General features: G+C 73.1%; 17 protein-coding genes. 3 read left to right on the forward strand and 14 right to left on the reverse strand.

Features of this window, described 5'->3' with window-relative positions; genetic code table 11:
• The 5 genes from D7231_RS38170 to D7231_RS25665 form a co-directional block, all read right to left on the reverse strand.
• Nucleotides 1-117, reverse strand: a complete 117-nt coding sequence (locus D7231_RS38170; RefSeq protein ID WP_120757890.1) for a hypothetical protein — start codon at nt 115-117, stop codon at nt 1-3.
• A 60-nt stretch (nt 118-177) separates the two neighbouring features.
• Nucleotides 178-1,635 carry a ribosome biogenesis GTPase Der gene (gene der / locus D7231_RS25650; RefSeq protein ID WP_120757891.1) on the reverse strand — a complete coding sequence of 486 codons (1,458 nt, stop codon included), beginning with the start codon at nt 1,633-1,635 and terminating at the stop codon, nt 178-180.
• A gap of 58 nt (nt 1,636-1,693) precedes the next feature.
• Entirely contained in the window at nt 1,694-2,281 is a 588-nt protein-coding gene (locus tag D7231_RS25655; protein WP_120757940.1) for a lysophospholipid acyltransferase family protein, read from the reverse strand.
• 50 nt (nt 2,282-2,331) lie between these two features.
• The gene (cmk, locus tag D7231_RS25660; RefSeq protein ID WP_120757892.1) at nt 2,332-3,045 is read right to left on the reverse strand and encodes a (d)CMP kinase; all 714 of its coding nucleotides are present in this window, start codon (nt 3,043-3,045) and stop codon (nt 2,332-2,334) included.
• Nucleotides 3,046-3,136: 91 nt separating this feature from the next.
• The gene (locus D7231_RS25665; RefSeq protein ID WP_120757893.1) at nt 3,137-4,222 is read right to left on the reverse strand and encodes a prephenate dehydrogenase; all 1,086 of its coding nucleotides are present in this window, start codon (nt 4,220-4,222) and stop codon (nt 3,137-3,139) included.
• A 131-nt stretch (nt 4,223-4,353) separates the two neighbouring features.
• Between D7231_RS25665 and D7231_RS25670 the strand changes: the two genes are divergently transcribed.
• Together D7231_RS25670 and D7231_RS25675 are read left to right on the forward strand one after the other, a co-directional pair.
• Nucleotides 4,354-4,716, forward strand: a complete 363-nt coding sequence (locus D7231_RS25670; RefSeq protein ID WP_120757894.1) for a DUF952 domain-containing protein — start codon at nt 4,354-4,356, stop codon at nt 4,714-4,716.
• Nucleotides 4,713-5,414, forward strand: a complete 702-nt coding sequence (locus D7231_RS25675) for a nucleotidyltransferase domain-containing protein (RefSeq protein ID WP_277875642.1) — start codon at nt 4,713-4,715, stop codon at nt 5,412-5,414. The genes D7231_RS25670 and D7231_RS25675 overlap by 4 nt, the downstream gene beginning before the upstream one ends.
• 51 nt (nt 5,415-5,465) lie before the next feature.
• Here D7231_RS25675 and D7231_RS25680 read toward each other — a convergent pair whose 3' ends face one another.
• The 9 genes from D7231_RS25680 to D7231_RS25720 form a co-directional block, all read right to left on the reverse strand.
• Nucleotides 5,466-6,785, reverse strand: coding sequence for a pseudouridine synthase (locus D7231_RS25680; RefSeq protein WP_120757895.1), 1,320 nt, complete (start codon nt 6,783-6,785; stop codon nt 5,466-5,468).
• Nucleotides 6,785-7,444, reverse strand: a complete 660-nt coding sequence (gene scpB, locus D7231_RS25685) for an SMC-Scp complex subunit ScpB (protein ID WP_120757942.1) — start codon at nt 7,442-7,444, stop codon at nt 6,785-6,787. Before scpB ends, D7231_RS25680 begins: the two co-directional genes overlap by 1 nt.
• A gap of 14 nt (nt 7,445-7,458) precedes the next feature.
• Entirely contained in the window at nt 7,459-8,475 is a 1,017-nt protein-coding gene (locus tag D7231_RS25690) for a segregation and condensation protein A (protein WP_391475540.1), read from the reverse strand.
• A 92-nt stretch (nt 8,476-8,567) separates the two neighbouring features.
• Entirely contained in the window at nt 8,568-9,128 is a 561-nt protein-coding gene (locus tag D7231_RS25695; protein ID WP_120757897.1) for a hypothetical protein, read from the reverse strand.
• The gene (locus D7231_RS25700) at nt 9,113-10,240 is read right to left on the reverse strand and encodes a ParA family protein (protein ID WP_120757898.1); all 1,128 of its coding nucleotides are present in this window, start codon (nt 10,238-10,240) and stop codon (nt 9,113-9,115) included. The genes D7231_RS25695 and D7231_RS25700 overlap by 16 nt, the downstream gene beginning before the upstream one ends.
• A 343-nt stretch (nt 10,241-10,583) precedes the next feature.
• Nucleotides 10,584-11,699 carry an alanine dehydrogenase gene (gene ald / locus D7231_RS25705; protein WP_120757943.1) on the reverse strand — a complete coding sequence of 372 codons (1,116 nt, stop codon included), beginning with the start codon at nt 11,697-11,699 and terminating at the stop codon, nt 10,584-10,586.
• A 185-nt stretch (nt 11,700-11,884) separates the two neighbouring features.
• Nucleotides 11,885-14,062: a tetratricopeptide repeat protein gene (locus D7231_RS25710; protein ID WP_391475539.1), complete on the reverse strand. Its 2,178-nt coding sequence runs from the start codon at nt 14,060-14,062 to the stop codon at nt 11,885-11,887.
• Between the two features lie 151 nt (nt 14,063-14,213).
• The gene (locus D7231_RS25715) at nt 14,214-14,840 is read right to left on the reverse strand and encodes an NUDIX domain-containing protein (RefSeq protein ID WP_120757899.1); all 627 of its coding nucleotides are present in this window, start codon (nt 14,838-14,840) and stop codon (nt 14,214-14,216) included.
• Between the two features lie 75 nt (nt 14,841-14,915).
• Nucleotides 14,916-16,565 carry a CTP synthase gene (locus D7231_RS25720; RefSeq protein WP_228775350.1) on the reverse strand — a complete coding sequence of 550 codons (1,650 nt, stop codon included), beginning with the start codon at nt 16,563-16,565 and terminating at the stop codon, nt 14,916-14,918.
• Between the two features lie 453 nt (nt 16,566-17,018).
• On the opposite strand from D7231_RS25720, the gene D7231_RS25725 reads away from it, so the two are divergent.
• Complete coding sequence (locus tag D7231_RS25725; protein ID WP_194962193.1) at nt 17,019-18,821, forward strand: glycoside hydrolase family 15 protein; 1,803 nt, start codon at nt 17,019-17,021, stop codon at nt 18,819-18,821.
• Nucleotides 18,822-18,886 lie beyond the last annotated feature (65 nt).

Consider the following 18,886-nt stretch of genomic DNA (forward strand, 5'->3'; position numbering starts at 1 on the left):
CTACTTCTTCTTGCCGCGCTTCTCCCGCACCCGCACCGAGATGTGGATCGGCGTCCCCTCGAAGCCGAACTCCTCGCGCAGACGGCGCTCCACGAAGCGGCGGTAGCCCGCCTCGATGCTGCATCTCCCCGGGGGATGACCCCCGGACCCCCAGCCGGGGGCCCGGCAGAGCTCGCCCTACTTCTTCTTGCCGCGCTTCTCCCGCACCCGCACCGAGATGTGGATCGGCGTCCCCTCGAAGCCGAACTCCTCGCGCAGACGGCGCTCCACGAAGCGGCGGTAGCCCGCCTCGATGAAGCCGGAGGCGAAGAGGACGAACCGCGGCGGCTTCGTGCCCGCCTGGGTGCCGAAGAGGATGCGGGGCTGCTTGCCGCCCCGGATCGGGTGCGGGTGGGCCGCGACGAGCTCACCGAGGAAGGCGTTCAGCCGCCCGGTCGGCACGCGCGTCTCCCAGCCCGCGAGGGCCGTCTCGATCGCCGGGACGAGCTTCTCCATGTGCCGGCCGGTCTGCGCCGAGACGTTGACCCGCGGCGCCCACGCGATCTGCTGGAACTCGGTCTCGATCTCGCGCTCGAGGTAGTAGCGGCGCTCCTCGTCGAGGGTGTCCCACTTGTTGTACGCGATGACGATCGCGCGGCCGGCCTCGACGGCCATGGTGACGATGCGCTGGTCCTGGATCGAGATGTTCTCGCTCGCGTCGATCAGGATCACCGCGACCTCGGCCTTCTCGACCGCGGCGGCGGTGCGCAGGGAGGCGTAGTAGTCGGCGCCCTCCTGGAGGTGGACGCGCTTGCGGATGCCCGCGGTGTCCACGAACTTCCAGGTCACCCCGCCGAGCTCGATCAGCTCGTCGACCGGGTCGCGGGTCGTGCCGGCCAGCTCGTTGACGACGACGCGCTCCTCGCCCGCCACCTTGTTAAGCAGGGAGGACTTGCCGACGTTCGGGCGGCCGATCAGGGCGATGCGGCGCGGGCCGCCGACGGCGGTGCCGAAGAGCTGGGCCGGGGCCTCGGGCAGGGCCTTGAGGACCTCGTCCAGCATGTCGCCGGTGCCGCGGCCGTGCAGCGCGGAGACCGGCATCGGCTCGCCGAGGCCCAGCGACCACAGCATCGCGGCGTCGGCCTCGGCTGAGGGGCCGTCGACCTTGTTGGCGCACAGCACGACGGGCTTGCCGGCCCGGCGCAGCAGCTTGACGACGGCCTCGTCGGTGTCGGTCGCGCCGACGGTGGCGTCCACGACGAAGACGACCGCGTCGGCGGCCTCGATCGCGTACTCGGCCTGGGCGGCGACGGAGGCGTCGAGCCCGAGGACGTCCTGCTCCCAGCCGCCGGTGTCGACGACCTTGAAGCGGCGGCCCGCCCACTCGGCCTCGTAGGTGACGCGGTCGCGGGTGACGCCGGGCTTGTCCTGCACGACGGCCTCGCGACGGCCGATGATGCGGTTCACCAGCGTCGACTTGCCGACGTTGGGGCGGCCGACGACGGCGAGCACGGGCAGCGGGCCGTGGCCGGCCTCGCCGAGGGCGCCCTCGATCTCGTCGGCGTCGAAGCCCTCCTGCGCCGCGAGCTCCATGAACTCCGCGTACTCGGCGTCGCCAAGCTCACCGTGCTCGTCGCCGTGGATCTGGTCGTTCATGAAGTCCGTTCCTCGTTCGTATGGTCGGCGGACCCGCGGGTCCGCTACTAAGTCTCGTTCAGCGGCCGGTCAGCCGCTTGGCGTCCGCCAGGTGCGCGCCCAGCCGCTGCTGGATCCGGACGGTCGCCTCGTCCAGCGCCTTGCGCGTGCGCCGGCCGCTGCCGTCGCCCGCCTCGAAGGCGTCCCCGAAGACGACGTCGACCCGGCTGCGCAGCGGCGGCAGGCCCCGCACGAGGCGGCTCCTGCGCTCCGCACTGCCGAGCACCGCCACGGGCACGATCGGCGCGCCGGAGCGCACCGCGAAGTAGGCGAGGCCGGAGCGCAGCGACGCGAAGTCGCCCTCGCCCCGGGTGCCCTCCGGGAAGATCCCCAGGACCCCGCCGCCCTCCAGGACGCCCAGCGCCTCCGTGATCGCGGCGCGGTCGGCGCTCTCCCGGTCCACCTTCAGCTGGCCGATCCCTTCCAGGAACGGGCCGAGGGGGCCGGTGAACGCCTCCTTCTTGATCAGGAAGTGCACGGGCCGGGGCGCGGTGCCCATGAGCATCGGGCCGTCGATGTTGTGGGAGTGGTTCACGGCCAGGATGACCGGCCCCGCGGCGGGCACGCGCCAGGCGCCCAGCACACGCGGCTTCCACAGCCCGTACATCAGGCCTATGCCGATCCGCCGGCCTACGGCGGCACCCCCGGGGGACGCGGTCACGCGCTGCGGCGCTCCTCGATCAGGGTCACCACGCACTCGATGACCTGGTCCAAGGTCAGCTCCGTGGTGTCCACCTCGACCGCGTCGCCGGCCTTGGCCAGCGGCGAGGTCTTGCGGCCGGAGTCGGCGGCGTCCCGCTTGACCAGCGCGGCCTGGGTGGCGGCCAGGTCGGTGGCCTCCTTGCCCTTCAGCTCGCCGCTGCGGCGGGCGGCCCGGGCCTCGGCGGACGCCGTCAGGAAGATCTTGAGGTCGGCGTCCGGCAGCACCGTGGTGCCGATGTCGCGGCCCTCGACGACGATGCCGGCCGGAGCCTCGGCGGCGATCGCCCGCTGGAGCTCGGTCAGGCGGGTGCGGATCTCCGGGACGGCGCTGACGGCGCTGACCGCGGAGGTGACCTCCTGGGTACGGATCGGGCCCGCGGCGTCGGCGCCGTCGACCGTGATGGTCGGGGCGGACGGGTCGGTGCCGGAGACGATCTCGGGCTTGCCCGCGGCCTCCGCGACCGCCGCGGCGTCGTTCACGTCGATGCCGTTGCTCAGCATCCACCAGGTGATCGCGCGGTACTGCGCGCCGGTGTCCAGGTAGCGGAGGCCGAGCTTGGCCGCGACGGCCTTGGACGTGCTGGACTTGCCCGTGCCGGAGGGGCCGTCGATGCCGACGATGACTGCTGCCGGAGCGGTCCGGGCGGCGGTTTCCACGGTGTCTGACACCTTCCTTGTGCACGGGGTGGGGTACGGGCGGCTCATATCAGCCTCCGACAAGGTTACTGTCTCGCGGGCGCGACCCGAGCCGCACGTAGCGCTACTGCCGCAGCGACCAGCCCTGGTCGCGGAGCGCGGCGCTCAGCGAAGCGACCGCGCCCGGCTCGACCATGAGCTGGATCAGGCCCGCCTGCTGGCCCGTCGCGTGCTCGATGCGGACGTCCTCGATGTTCACGCCGGCCCGGCCCGCGTCGGCGAAGATCCGGGCGAGCTCGCCCGGCTGGTCGCCGATGAGGACGGTGACCGTCTCGTACGCGGCCGGAGCCGCCCCGTGCTTGCCCGGCACCCGGCTGCGGCCCGCGTTGCCGCGCCGCAGGACGTCCTCCAGGCCGGCCGCGCCCTCCTCGCGCTTGCCGTCGTCGGCGGCCTCCAGCGCGCGCAGGGACCGTACCGTCTCGTCCAGGTCGGCGGCGACGGCGGCGAGGATGTCGGCGACGGGGCCGGGGTTCGCGGAGAGGATCTCGACCCACAGCCGGGGGTCGGACGCGGCGATCCGGGTCACGTCGCGGATGCCCTGGCCGCACAGCCGTACGGCCGTCTCGTCGGCGTCCTGCAAGCGGGCGGCGACCATGCTGGAGAGCAGGTGCGGGGTGTGCGAGACGAGGGCGACGGCCCGGTCGTGGTCGTCGGCGTCCATGACGACGGGCACCGCGCGGCACAGGGCGACGACCTCCAGGGCGAGGTTGAGGACCTCGGTGTCGGTGTCGCGGGTGGGCGTGAGCACCCAGGGGCGGCCCTCGAAGAGGTCGGCCGTGGCGGCCATGGGGCCGGAGCGCTCGCGGCCGGCCATCGGGTGCGTGCCGAGGTAGCCGGAGAGGTCGGCGCCGAGCGCCTCCAGCTCGCGGCGCGGGCCGCCCTTGACGCTCGCGACGTCGACGTAGCCGCGGCCGAGGCCGTCCCGGATCGCCGCGGCGAGCGTGGGGGCGACGTGCGCCGGCGGCACGGAGACGATCACCAGGTCGACCGGGCCCTCGGGGGCCTGGTCCGTCCCGGCGCCCCGGGCCGCGGCCGTCCGCGCCGCGTCCGGGTCGTGGTCCCTGAGGTGGACGTGGACCCCGCGGCCCGCGAGGGCGAGCGCGGCGGAGGTGCCAATCAGTCCGGTGCCGATGACGAGGGCGGTTCTCACGGGGAGTCCTTGTGAGGTGCGTGGAGCGTGACGGAGAGCGGGCCCGGCCAGCCTATCCAGCCGCTCCCCCGGCCGGGCGGGGCGGGCGCCGAAGCGGGACTGCCGGGCCCGCGTCCGGTACAACCGTGCACATGATCTACCACGTGGTGCCCCTCGACGACTGGCTGGCCGTGCCCGACCGCCCGTACTCCCCCGCCTCCCTCTCCGAGGACGGCTTCGTCCACTGCTCGCCCGACGAGGAGACGACGCTCGCCGTGGCCACGGCCTTCTACAGGGACGTGCACGGCCCGCTGATGGTCCTCCTGATCGACGAGCACAAGCTGGACGTCCTGGTCCGCTGGGAGGCCGCCGACCCGGCCCCGCCGCCGGGCGTCGCCCCCGGCACGCTCTTCCCGCACGTCTTCGGCCGCATCAACCGCGACGCGGTCGACGGCATGATGGAGATCCAGCGCGACGAGGACGGCCGGGCGACGGGCCTGGCGGTGTGGTCGTGACGCCCGCGCCGCCGGCCGGACCGGTCGGGCTCGTCACCGAGCACACCGTCTACGCGTGCGTGATGGGCTCGCGCGCCTTCGGACTGGCCACGGAGGCCAGCGATACGGACCGGCGCGGCGTGTACGTGGCGCCCACGCCGCTGTTCTGGGGCTTCGACAAGCCGCCGCCGCACGTGGAGGGCCCCGCGGAGGAGCAGTTCTCCTGGGAGCTGGAGCGGTTCTGCGAGCTGGCGCTGCGGGGCAACCCGAACATCCTGGAGTGCCTGCACTCCCCGCTCGTCGAGCACGCCGACGCCACCGGGCGCGAGCTGCTGGCCCTGCGGGAGGCGTTCCTCTCCCGCAGGGTCCACAAGACGTACGCGGGCTACGCGGAGGACCAGCGCAAGAAGTTCATGGCGGACGTCCGGGCGCACGGGGCGCCGCGGCGGTGGAAGCCCGTCATGCACGCGCTGCGGCTGCTGATGTGCGGCCGCGACCTGCTGCGCACGGGGTCGCTCGTGCTCGACGTCGGCGACCTGCGCGAGCCGCTGCTCGCCGTGCGGCGGGGCGAGCTGCCATGGGCCGAGGCGGAGGCGTGGCTGGACCGCCTCGCCGAGGAGGCCCGGGAGGCGGCCCGTACGAGCCCGCTGCCCGAGGAGCCGGACCGGGCGCGGGTCGAGGACTTCCTGATACGCGTGCGCCGCGCTTCTGCGGGCTAGGCGGCGGTGCCGAGCCGGGGCCCGGCACCGCGGGGCCGTGCCCCGGACCTGCTAGAGGTCGACCTCGCGCATGAGCATGCCGACCTCGGTGTTCGTCAGGCGGCGGAGCCAGCCCGACTTCTGGTCGCCCAGGGGGATCGGGCCGAAGCTGGTGCGGACCAGCTTCTCGACGGGGAAGCCCGCCTCGGCCAGCATGCGCCGCACGATGTGCTTGCGGCCCTCGTGGAGGGTGACCTCGACCAGGTAGTTCTTACCGGTCTGCTGGATGACGCGGAAGTTGTCCGCGCGGGCGTACCCGTCCTCCAGCTCGATGCCGTTCTTGAGCTGCTTGCCGATGTCCCGCGGCAGCGGCCCCGTGATCGCGGCGAGGTACGTCTTCTGCACGCCGTACCGCGGGTGCGTCAGCCGGTGGGCCAGCTCGCCGTGGTTGGTGAGCAGGATGATGCCCTCGGTCTCCGTGTCGAGGCGGCCGACGTGGAAGAGCCGGGTCTCGCGGTTGGTGACGTAGTCGCCGAGGCACTGGCGGCCGTCGGGGTCCTCCATGGTGGAGACGACGCCGGCCGGCTTGTTGAGGGCGAAGAAGAGGTAGGACTGGGTGGCGACGGTCAGGCCGTCGACCTTGATCTCGTCCTTCTCGGGGTCGACCCGCAGGCCCTGCTCGGTGACGATCTGGCCGTTGACCTCGACGCGGGCCTGCTCGATGAGCTCCTCGCAGGCGCGGCGGGAGCCCATGCCGGCCCGGGCCAGCACCTTCTGGAGGCGCTCGCCCTCCTGCTCGGCGCCGGGGAAGGTCTTGGGCGTCTTCACCTGCGGCTTGTTGTGCCGCTCCCGGTTGCGCTCCTCGATCTTGGCGTCGAGCTCGCGCGGGCGGGCGGGGGCGTAGCCGTGGCCGCGGGCGGGCCCGCTGCTGCGGCCGCCGGCGCCGGCCGTGGAGCTGCGCTTGGGGCCGCCCTTGGCACCGCCGCGGGCCGCCGCGCCGCGGCCGCTGGTGGGACCGCTCTGACGGCCGCTGGTGGCGCCGCCACGGGTGCGCTCGGCGTCGGGGCCCACGTCGTAGCGGCGCTCCTCGGGACGCGGACGGCGCGGACGCTCCTGCTGCCGGTCATCGCGACGGTCGTCGCGGCGGTCATCGCGACGCTCCCCGCCGCGGCCGCCGTCGTAACGCCCGCCCTCGGAGCGGCCGCCGCCGGAGCCGCCGGAGCGACCGCCGCCGTAGCTCCCGCCACCGGAGCGGCCGCCGCTCTCGGGGCGTCCGCCGCCGGAACGGCCGCCGCCCGCGCGCCCGCCCCCGGACGCCGGACGGGAAGACCCTGCCCGGCCGCCCCGGTCGTCCCGGTTGCCGCTTCCGCTGTTCCTGCCGCTGCTTCGCATCAAAGTTCCGTCTTGTCGTCTGCGTCGGTGTCCGGTGCGTCCGGATCGAACGACGGCACACCTTCCTGAGTGTCGCCCTCGATCGCCTCCGCCTCGGGGAGGAAGGGCGCGAGCTCCGGGAGCTCGTGCAGGCCGCGCAGGCCCATGCGCTCCAGAAAGTAGTTCGTCGTCCTGTACAGGATCGCACCTGTTTCGGGTTCCGTCCCCGCCTCCTCCACCAGACCTCTCTGGAGGAGGGTGCGCATGACCCCGTCACAGTTCACGCCGCGCACCGCCGAGACCTTGGAACGGCTGACCGGCTGACGGTACGCGACGACGGCCAGCGTCTCCAGGGCGGCCTGCGTGAGCCGTGCCTGCTGGCCGTCCAGGACGAAGGCCTCGACGGCGTCGGCGTAGGCCGGGCGGGTGAAGAAGCGCCAGCCCCCGGCGACCTGCCGCAGCTCGAAGCCGCGTCCCTGGGCGTCGTACTCCCCGGCCAGCACGGCGAGGGCGTCGGCGATCTCGCGGCGGGGGCGCTGGAGGACCTTGGCGAGGTGCTCCTCGGTGGCCGGCTCGTCGACGACCATGAGGACGGCCTCCAGCGCGGGCCGGAGGTCGAGCCGGGCCACGGCGGAGGCCCCCGAGGGGCCCTCGTCCACCGCTCCGGCTTCGCTCTCCACCGTTTCCGTCTCGCTCACTGTGCCTTCTCCTCCGGCTCGGTCTCCGGCGCGCGGTCGAACTCGTCGGTCACCAGCGGGCGCGCCCCGTCCTCGCCGGTCCAGCACACCGTCAGCTCCCCGAGGGCCTCGTCCTGGTCCAGGGCGACCGCGCGCTCGCGGTAGAGCTCCAGCAGGGCCAGGAAGCGGGCGACGACGGTCAGGGTGTCGGGGGCGTCGCCGGTCAGCTCCCCGAAGGTCGCCCGGCCGGCCCCGCGCAGCCGGGCCACGACGACCTCGGCCTGCTCGCGGACGCTGACGAGCGGCGCGTGGATGTGGTCGACGTACACCTGCGGCACCGGCTTGGGCCGCATGGCCTTGACGGCCAGCTCGGCCAGGCGCGCGGGCCCGATGCCGAGGACGACCTCGGGCAGCAGCTCGGCGTGGTGCGGCTCCAGGCCGACCGTGCGGGGGAACCGGCGCGCCTCGTCGTCCAGCCGGGCGCTGAAGATCTCCGCGACCCGCTTGTAGGCCCGGTACTGGAGCAGCCGGGCGAACAGCAGGTCGCGGGCCTCCAGGAGGGCGAGGTCGGCCTCGTCCTCGACCTCGGCGGCCGGCAGCAGCCGGGCGCACTTGAGGTCGAGGAGGGTCGCGGCGACGACGAGGAACTCGGTGGTCTGGTCGAGGTCGAAGTCGGGGCCCATGGCGCGGATGTGCGCCATGAACTCGTCGGTGACCTTGGAGAGGGCGACCTCGGTGACGTCCAGCTTGTGCTTGGCGATCAGCTGGAGGAGGAGGTCGAAGGGCCCTTCGAAGTTGTCCAGCCGGACGGTGAACCGCGAGTCGCCTGCGGCGGGGGTCTCCGGCGCCGGCTCCGCGGCCGGGGCGGCGGAGCCGGCCGGAGCGGCTTCCACCGCGGGAGCCGACGGCCCAGGGGCCTCGCTCCCGGCGGCTCCGGCTCCGGCCTCGCCGCCGGCGGGCGGCTGCGGATGCGGCCGGCCGCCCGGGCCACGGCCGAGGGGACGGCGGGCCGGAGAGGAGGCGGCTGCGGGCATCGGTGATCCAGGGTGGGGGCGGAACGGGCCGTGCGACGGCGCGCGGGGCACGGTCACGGCAGAGGCTAGCGAGGCTAGCGCAGCGGAACCGCTCAGCGGCCGCGCAGGCGCCGTACGAGGATGCTCGCGTCGCCCCGCGACTCCAGGTCGGCGAGGACGACCGCGACGGCCTCCCGCACGATCCTGCCGCGGTCGACGGCGAGGCCGTGCTCGCCGCGCAGCACCAGCCGGGCGTGCTCGAGGTCCATGAGCTCCTCGGCGGAGACATAGACGGTGATCTTCTCGTCGTGGCGCTCGCGGCCGCTGGGCCGGCGCCCCGCCCCGCGCCCGCGGCGGCGGCCCTGCGCGGGCGGGGCGGCCTCGCCCTGGCCCGCGGCCCGGCCGGCGCCCGCGGGGCGCTCCTGCGCGCCCGCGGGGCGGCGCTCGGGGGCGTTCTCCCGGTCGGCCGCCGCGGCGGCGCCGCGGCCGCCGTGCTCGGTGCCCGCGCCGGCGGCGCCGCCCTCGGACGGCGCGTCGGAGTCACCGGCGGGGCCGGGCACCCGCGGGCCGCCCTCCGCGTTCGCCTGCCGGCGGGGGGAGGAGGACTGGAGCCCGGACCCCCCGGTCGTACGGAACAGTTCGTCGGCGCCGGGCAGACTCACTCGGCGTGACACCGGGCGAGCACCTCCCTGGCGAGCTGTCGGTAGGCGGCGGCACCCACGGAGTTGGACGCGTACGTGGTGATCGGCTCGCCCGCGACCGTGGTCTCGGGGAAGCGGACCGTACGGCCGATGACGGTGTGGTAGACGTGGTCGTCGAAGGCCTCGACCACCCGTGCGAGGACCTCGCGGCTGTGCACGGTCCGCGAGTCGTACATGGTGGCGAGGATGCCGTCGAGCTCCAGGTCGGGGTTGAGCCGCTCCTGGACCTTCTCGATCGTCTCGGTGAGCAGCGCAACACCGCGCAGCGCGAAGAACTCGCACTCCAGCGGGACGATCACCTTGTGAGCGGCCGTCAGGGCGTTGACGGTGAGCAGGCCGAGCGAGGGCTGGCAGTCGATGACGATGTAGTCGTAGTCGGCGAGCAGCGGCTTCAGGGCGCGCTGGAGCGTCGACTCGCGGGCCACCTCGCTGACGAGCTGGACCTCGGCCGCTGACAAATCGATATTGCTGGGCAGCAGGTCCATGTTGGGCACGGCCGTCTTGAGGAGGACCTCGTCGGCCGACATGCCCCGCTCCATGAGGAGGTTGTAGACCGTCAGGTCCAGCTCCATCGGATTGACGCCGAGGCCGACGGAGAGCGCGCCCTGCGGGTCGAAGTCGACGAGCAGCACCCGGCGTCCGTACTCGGCCAGGGCGGCACCCAGGTTGATGGTCGAGGTGGTCTTGCCGACCCCGCCCTTCTGGTTGCACATCGCGATGATCTTCGCGGGGCCGTGGTCGGTCAGCGGTCCGGGGATGGGGAAGTACGGCAGGGGACGCCCGGTGGGGCCGATGCGCTCGCGGCGCTGCCGGGCAGCGTCGGGCGCGAGGGTGGCCGCGTACTCGGGGTCGGGCTCGTACTCCGCGTCAGGGTCGTAGAAGTGCCCGTCGGGCACGTCCTCGTAGTCGGCGAGCCGCGCGGGATCGACCCCGCCGCGGTCGCCGGCCATGGCGTTCACGTGATGGCCGTCCATGCTCTGGTGGGCTGTCGGTGTGCTCTGGATGTTCTGGTGTGCCGCGAAGGTGTGGACAGCGACGGAGCCGACAGCTTCGAGTCCCCTGGGACTCTGGCCCTGCGCAGACATTCCTGGGTGACCACCCCCGGGAGCAAATGTCGACTCATTCACAAGTCGTCCTACCTCCTTGGTGACCAGGAAACATCTAGATAGGTCAGCGTTGCACCATGCCGACGGTTGGCGACTCTATGGCGTGTCGGCGGTTCGCAGCAACACAATCCGCCGGAGACGGCACGATGTGTCGGCAATCGAACAGGGTTCTGTCAAGGCCTTGCGGGCCCCGACCCGGAAGTTTCGCGGGTGGGTGACCAGGCGTCGAAACCAGTCGCAAACTGGGTGGAAACGACCCCGGCCGGGCCTTGCTGAACAAGGCCCGGCCGGGGGTGCGCTCTTGGCGTGTCGTGTTGACGACTCAGCCGAGCAGGGTGCTCAGTTCGACGAACGGCAGGCCGTGCGCCTCGGCGACGGGGCCGTAAACGACCTGTCCCTCGTGGGTGTTGAGGCCCTTGGCGAGGGCGGCGTCCCGGCTGAGCGCCTCCTGCCAGCCACGGTTGGCCAGCTCCACGATGTAGGGCAGCGTGGCGTTGGTCAGCGCGTAGGTGGAGGTGTTCGGCACCGCGCCCGGCATGTTGGCGACGCAGTAGAAGACCGAGTTGTGGACCTGGAAGGTCGGCTCGGCGTGGGTGGTCGGACGGGAGTCCTCGAAGCAGCCGCCCTGGTCGATCGCAATGTCGACAAGTACACTTCCGGGCTTCATCTTGGCGACGAGCTCGTTGGTGACCAGCTTCGGGGCCTTGGCGCCCGGGATGAGGACGGCGCCAATGACGAGGTCGGCCTCGACGACGGCCTTCTCCAGCTCGAAGGCGTTGGAGACGATCGTCTGCACCTTGGTGCCGAAGACCTTGTCCGCCTCGCGGAGCTTGTTGATGTCACGGTCGAGCAGGGTGACGTGGAAGCCCATGCCGACGGCGATCTGCGCGGCGTTCCAGCCGGAGACGCCGCCGCCGATGACGACGGCCTTGCCCGCGTGGGTGCCCGGGACGCCGCCCGGCAGGACGCCGCGGCCGCCGGCCGAGCGCATCAGGTGGTAGGCGCCGACCTGCGGGGCCAGCCGGCCCGCGACCTCGGACATCGGGGCGAGCAGCGGCAGCGCGCGGTTCGCGAGCTCGACCGTCTCGTACGCGATCGCCGTGGTGCCCGACTGGAGCAGGGCGTCGGTGCACTCGCGGGAGGCGGCGAGGTGCAGGTACGTGAAGAGGGTCTGGCCCTTGCGCAGGCGGTGGTACTCCTCCGCGATGGGCTCCTTGACCTTCAGCAGCAGGTCGGCGGTGGCCCAGACCTCGTCGGCCGTGTCCAGGATCGCGGCACCGGCCGAGACGTACTCGGCGTCGGTGATGGACGAGCCGGCACCGGCGTTCTTCTCGACGAAGACCTGGTGGCCGTTGCGGACGAGCTCATGCACGCCGGCAGGCGTGATGGCAACGCGGAACTCGTTGTTCTTGACCTCGCGGGGGATGCCGACCTTCACGTCGATCACGGTCCTTGAATCAGAGAAATACAGGCTATTCCGGAAATGCGGGGGCACACCAGAGCAGACCGCGGCGACCGCGGCCCAACCAGTCTAATGAAGGATCCTGCGCTGTCTAGCCTTGCAAAGAGCCAATCTTTTGGAAAAGCACTACCGGTTTCGCAGGTAACCCCTCGGGGATGCGGTCAGTCCGGCGGTGCCGTCCTGGTACCGGGCACCTCGCCCTCGGCCGGCGAGGGGAGCGGCACTATGGCGCCGCCCGGCTGCGCGGCGGAGGCCGCGGGCCCGGAGGGGCCGGCGGAGACGCCCGTCAGCAGCTCCCCGGCGGCGGACCGGTGCCCGGCCGCGGCCGCGGGGTCGCCGAGCCGCTCCAGGGTGTCCGCCAGGCGCAGCAGCATCGCCGCGTGCAGCCGGTCGTCGCCCGCCTGCCGCGCGCACTCCACGGCCTCCCGGCAGGTCCGCACGGCGTCCTGCGGCCGGCCCGCGTGCTCGTGCACCCGGGCGATCTCGCCGAGGGCCCGGGCGTGCCCGGGCAGGTCCCGCAGCCGGCGGCACGCGGAGGCCGCTGCCCGCCAGTCGCGGAGGGCCTCGTTCCACTGCCCGGCGTAGCTGCGCACGGCGCCCAGCCGGCCGTACAGCCGCGCCTCGTCGGCGAGCTCACCGCGCGTCAGGCGCAGCTCCAGGGCGCGCCCGTACCAGTCGACGGCCCGCTGCCAGTCGCCGAGCTCGTGGTACGAGGCGGCGATCGACTCCAGGGAGCGGCTGATCGCGTACGGGTCGCCCGCCCGGCGGGCCGCGTCCAGCGCCTCCCGGTAGCGGCCGAGGGCGGCGGAGGTCCGGCCGGCCCGGGCGTCCAGGTCGCCGATGTTGAGCAGGGCCGCGGCCTTCTCCAGGGGCATCTCGCAGCGCCGGGCGACGTCCAGGACGAGCTGGTGGAGCCCGTAGAGCTCGGGGCCCGCCTCCTCGGCGCCGAAGTGCGCCGTCAGGGCGCGGGTGAGCGCGGACACCAGGCGGCGGGCCAGGGTGTCCAGGCGGCCGTCCTGCACGGCCAGCCGGGCGGCGGCCAGGAGCGCCGGGAGCCGGCAGGTCAGCCACTCCCCCGCCGCCTGCGGCGAGGCGAACCGCAGCGGCCTGGGCAGCTCGGCGAGGCGCTTGCGGGTCAGCGGGTCGTCGGTGCGGGTGGCGGCCCGGCACGAGTGCAGCTGGCGGACGGTGCGCTCCAGCATCCGCGCCCGCGCGAGCTCGACCTCGGCCGGCCGCTCCTCGGTCCGCATCAGCTCCCGCAGCATGTCCAGGAGGCAGCCCGGGACGAGGTACTGCGGCGGCAGGGATCCCACGGCGGGCTCGGCCCGCAGCAGGCCGCGGGCCTCGAAGTCCTCCAGGGCGGTCTGCGCGGCGGACACCGAGCAGCCGGCGAGCGCGGAGGTCGTGTGGGCGTCGGCCCGGCCGGCCGGGGCCAGCGCGAGCAGGCGCAGGATGCGGGCGGAGGGCGCCGGCAGCGCCTCGTAGGCGAGGTGGAAGGCGCGGGCGAGCGGGCGGCCCGCGATGTCGTGGCCGTCGCCGGGCGGCAGCTCCCGCAGCCGGGTGACGGCGTCGACCACGGACAGCTTGGACATGGCCGCGAGCCAGCCGCCGACCAGGACCAGCGCCGCGGGCTGGCCGCCGCACTCCTCCACCACGGCGTTCGCGGCGGCCGGGTCGACCATGATGCGGGTGGGGCCCGCGTAGCGCTCCAGGAGCTCGACGCCGGAGGCCGCGTCCAGGCCGCCCAGGGTGCAGGGCCGCACGTCGGGCACGCCGGTCAGCGGGCCGCGCGAGACGGCCACGATCAGGCACTCGGACTTGTCCGGCAGCAGCGGGTCCACCTGCTCGGCGCCCGCCGCGTCGTCGAGCAGGAGCAGCGCGCGGCGGCCCTTGAGGGCGGCGCGCACCGCCTGCGTCAGCTCGTCCTCCTCGGCCCCCGCGGGGACGGGCGCGCCGAGCGCGGTGAGCAGGGCGCGGGCCGTCCGCTCGGTGGGGACGGGGGCGCCGCCGGCCTCGGTGAGCCGGGCGCGCAGCACGCCGTCGGGGTACTGGCCGGCGAGCTGCCCGGCGAGCTCCTCGGCCAGGGCGGTGCGGCCGGAGCCGGGCCGCCCGGCGATCAGGAGGACCCGGCCGCGCGGGCTCTTGCGGCCGGCGAGGGTGTCGAGGCCGGCGCGCACGATGTCGGCGCGCAGCTCTTCCAGCTCGCGGCGGCGGCCGACGAAACCCGGCAGCACGGGGGCCGCCGTACGGGCCGGGCCGCCGGCCGCCGGGACGGACAGCCGCCGCCCCGGCGGCACCGCCGCCATCCCGTCGCCGGTCTCCACCGCCTGCTCCGCCACGGGGCACACTCCGTCCACCTGCCACGCACGAGCCCGCCGCGGCCGCGGTCGGGCACGCGATGAGCCTAGTTCACGCCCCGGCACGACCCGGTGAATCCCCACCGGCCCCGCAGAAGATCACCTATTCGGTTCTGATGATGGTCGGACCGCGTTATGCCTCGAAGGGCCTCGCGGGCCATTCCGCGTCCGCCGGGCGCAGGGCGTCGAGGCCGTCGCCGGCCAGCGCCGCGGCGAGCGAGAGGGCGCCGACGACCAGGCAGTTGTTGTGCAGCTCGCCCGCGAGGACGCCCCGCACCAGCTCCGCCAGCGGCACCCGGCCGAGCTCCATGTCGAGCTCCTCGTGCTCCACCTCGAAGCGCTCGCCCTCGACGTCGGAGATGTCCCGGGCCAGGAAGATCCGCACGGCCTCGTCGCAGCCGCCGGGCGTGGTGTAGACGTCGGTCAGCACCCGCCAGTCCTCGGCCTTGACGTGGGCCTCCTCGTACAGCTCGCGCTGCGCGGCGTGCAGCGGGTTCTCGCCGGGCACGTCGAGCAGGCCCGCGGGGATCTCCCACAGCCGCTGCCGGACGGGGTGGCGGTACTGGCTGAGGACCAGCACGCGGCCCTCGTCGTCCAGGGCGAGGACCGCGACGGAGCCCGGGTGCACCTGGTAGTCGCGCTTGACGACCGTTCCGTCGGGCATCACCACCTCGTCCGTGCGGACGCTGGTCTTGTTGCCGGTGAACGGGGTCTCGCTCGCGATGACCCGCCACTCGGCGGCGGTGTCCTTGATGCCCATGTGCGTCCTCCAGAAATGCGGAAACCGGGGTGAAGGTCTCCGTGCGGAAACCTTCACCCCGGTCAACCGTATAGGTCAGCCCTGCTGACGCTCGACGGCCGCCTTCACCAGGCCCGCGAAGAGCGGGTGCGGGCGGGTCGGGCGGGAGCGCAGCTCCGGGTGGGCCTGGGTGGCCACCAGGTAGGGGTGCACCTCGCGCGGGTACTCCACGTACTCCACGAGCTTGTTGTCCGGGGAGGTGCCCGAGAAGAGCAGGCCGGCCTTCTCCAGCTCGGCGCGGTAGGAGTTGTTCACCTCGTAGCGGTGACGGTGGCGCTCCTCCACGTACTGCTCGTTGCCGTAGACCTCGCGGACGATGGAGCCCTCGGCGAGCTTGGCCGGGTACATGCCGAGCCGCATGGTGCCGCCCATGTCGCCCTCGCCGGCGACGATGTCGAGCTGCTCGGCCATGGTGGAGATGACCGGGTTGGCCGTGGCCGGGTCGAACTCGGTGGAGTTGGCGCCCTCGATGCCGGCCAGGTTGCGGGCGGCCTCGATGACCACGCACTGGAGACCCAGGCACAGGCCCAGCAGGGGCACCTTGTTCTCGCGGGCGTAGGTGATCGCGCCGACCTTGCCGTTCACGCCGCGGTCGCCGAAGCCGCCGGGGACGCAGATGGCGTCGACGTCACCGAGCGCGGCGGCGGCGCCGGCCGGGGTCTTGCAGTCGTCGGAGGCGACCCACTTGACCTTGACCTTGGCGCGGTTGGCGAAGCCGCCCGCGCGGATGGCCTCGGTGACCGACAGGTAGGCGTCGGGCAGGTCGATGTACTTGCCGACCAGGGCGACCGTGACCTCGTGCGAGGGGTTGTGGACGCGGTCCAGCAGGTCCTCCCACTGGGTCCAGTTCACGTCGCGGAACGGCAGGTCGAGCTTGCGGACGACGTAGGCGTCCAGGCCCTCGGTGTGCAGGACCTTCGGGATGTCGTAGATCGACGGGGCGTCGATCGCGGCGACGACCGCGGCCTCGTCGACGTCGCACATCAGGGAGATCTTGCGCTTGATGGCGGTGGGGACCTCGCGGTCGGCGCGCAGCACGATCGCGTCGGGCTGGATGCCGATGTTGCGCAGGGCGGCGACCGAGTGCTGGGTGGGCTTGGTCTTCAGCTCGCCCGAGGGGCCGATGTAGGGCAGCAGCGAGATGTGCACGACGAAGACGTTGTCGCGGCCGACCTCGTGGCGGACCTGGCGGACGGTCTCCAGGAACGGCAGCGACTCGATGTCGCCGACCGTGCCGCCGACCTCGGTGATGACGACGTCGACGTCGTCGGTCGCCATGCGGCGGATGCGGTGCTTGATCTCGTTGGTGATGTGCGGGATGACCTGCACGGTGTCGCCCAGGTACTCGCCGCGCCGCTCCTTGGCGATCACGGAGGAGTAGACCTGGCCGGTGGTGACGTTCGCCGAGCCGTCGAGGTCGACGTCCAGGAAGCGCTCGTAGTGGCCGATGTCCAGGTCGGTCTCGGCGCCGTCGTTGGTGACGAACACCTCACCGTGCTGGAACGGGTTCATCGTGCCCGGGTCTACGTTGAGGTAGGGGTCGAGCTTCTGCATCGTGACCCGCAGTCCCCGCGCCTTGAGCAGCGCGCCCAGGCTGGAGGCCGTCAGTCCCTTGCCGAGCGAGGAGGCGACACCCCCCGTGACGAAGAGGTGCTTGGTCGTCGTGGGCTTTGCGGCAATGGCCAAAGGGGGGCTCCCGTGGTCGCGAGTGGAGGGTGCGTACCGGCGCCGACCCGGGGTTTTCGGGGGTGCCGTCGCTGCGGTTGGGGGGTCTTGCGCCCACCGGTCCACGGGGTACCAGGGTATCAGCGCCCCGGCCCGGCCGCTTCCGCCGACGCGTCGGGCCCCCTTGCGCGACCCTGCGCGGCGGCTTCGTCACAGGCCACCCATTCGGCTCAGATTCGTCCTCCAACCGTCGCGCGTCGCACCAACTCCGCGTCGTATCCTGCTCGGACACATGCAGCGAGCCGGCCGGCACGGCATCATCCCGCCCTCCCCAGCCACCTCCCCCGGCCACCGCCGGGGGGACCGGTTACCCGCAGGGAGACGCACCTTCCGGAACAGAGCTCGTCTAAAGATCGCTTGACCGCAAGAGGGACCCCCACGGGGTCATGTGGCGCCGTTCGACTGGAGATGACCGTGGCCGGGCGTATCGAGGATTACGCACTCATCGGCGATATGCAGACCGCCGCCCTTGTCTGCCGGGACGGTACGGCCGACTGGCTGTGCCTGCCCCGTTTCGATTCCCATGCCGCGTTCGCCGGTCTGCTCGGCACGGAGGAACACGGCTTCTGGCGGGTCGGTCCCGCGCACCCCTCGGGGGCGGCACCACCGGCCGCCGACCGCCGCCGGTACCGGGGGGACTCCCTCGTGCTCGAATCCGAGTGGGACACCCCGCGGGGCACCGTGCGCGTCATCGACTTCATGCCGCCGCGCCAGGGCGCGCCCCAGCTGATCCGGATCGTGGAAGGGGTCAGCGGCCGGGTGCCGATGCGCTCGGCGCTGCGGATGCGCTTCTCCTACGGCCGGGTCGTGCCCTGGGTGCACAAGGTCGGCGACCGCTCGGTGGCCGTGGCCGGCCCGGACTCGGTGTGGCTCGACACCTCCGCCGACACCTTCGGCAAGGACCTCACCACCTACTCCGACTTCACCGTCTCCCCCGGTGAGCGCGTCGCCTTCACCATCAGCTGGCAGCCCTCGCACTGCGAGCCGCCCGCCCTGCCGGACCCCGAGGGCTCGCTGACGGCCACGGAGGAGTTCTGGCAGGAGTGGGTCGAGCACTGTACGTACCACGGGCCCTACCGGGACGCCGTGATCCGCTCCCTGATCACGCTCAAGGCCCTGACGTACGCCCCCACCGGCGGGATCGTGGCCGCCCCGACGACCTCCCTGCCCGAGGACATCGGCGGCTCCCGCAACTGGGACTACCGCTACACCTGGCTGCGCGACGCCGCGATCACCCTCTCCTCCCTGCTGCGCACCGGCTACCGCGAAGAGGCCCGCGCCTGGCGCGAGTGGCTGCTGCGGGCCGTCGCCGGCGACCCCGAGAACCTCCAGATCATGTACGGCATCGCGGGCGAGCGCGAGCTGGGCGAGGCCGAGCTGCCGTGGCTGCCCGGCTACGAGAACTCCTCGCCCGTCCGGGTCGGCAACGGCGCCGCCGACCAGCTCCAGCTCGACGTCTACGGCGAGGTCACCGAGGCCCTGCACCTGGCCCACATGACGGGTCTGGCCCGCAACGACTACGCGTCGGTGCTCCAGCTGCGCCTCATCGGCTACCTGGAAGACCACTGGAACGAGCCCGACGAGGGCATCTGGGAGGTGCGCGGCCCGCGCCGCCACTTCGTGCACTCCAAGGTGATGGCCTGGGTCGCCGTCGACCGCACCATCAAGCTCATCGAGTCCGGCGACGTGGACGGGCCCCTGGAGCGGTGGCGCGAGCTGCGCGACGACATCCACCGGGACGTGTGCGAGAAGGGCTACGACAAGGAGCGCAACACCTTCACCCAGTCCTACGGGTCGAAGGAGCTGGACGCCTCCCTGCTGCTCATCCCGCAGATGGGCTTCCTGCCGCCCGACGACAAGCGCGTCATCGGCACGATCGAGGCCATCCAGCGGGAGCTGTCCACGCCGGACGGCTTCGTGCTCCGCTACCCCACCGCGGGCGAGGAGGCCGGGGTCGACGGCCTGGCGGGCGACGAGGGCGCGTTCCTGGCCTGCTCCTTCTGGCTCGCGGACGACCTGGCGATGATCGGCCGGGTCGACGAGGCACGGCAGCTGTTCGAAAAGCTGCTGGGGCTGCGGAACGACCTGGGGCTGCTGGCGGAGGAGTGGGACCCGCGGCTCCAGCGCCAGGTGGGGAACTTCCCGCAGGCCTTCAGCCACGTGCCGCTGATCGACACGGCGCTGCGGCTCACGGCGTCCAGCGCGTTCGGGGGATAGCGGTACGTACGGGTTCCGGCGGGTGACCATTCCGCCGGGCCCGCGTTTGTGGGGGTTGCTCGCCG

The organism is Streptomyces klenkii (assembly GCF_003626645.1).
GTDB classification, from domain to species: Bacteria; Actinomycetota; Actinomycetes; order Streptomycetales; family Streptomycetaceae; genus Streptomyces; species Streptomyces klenkii.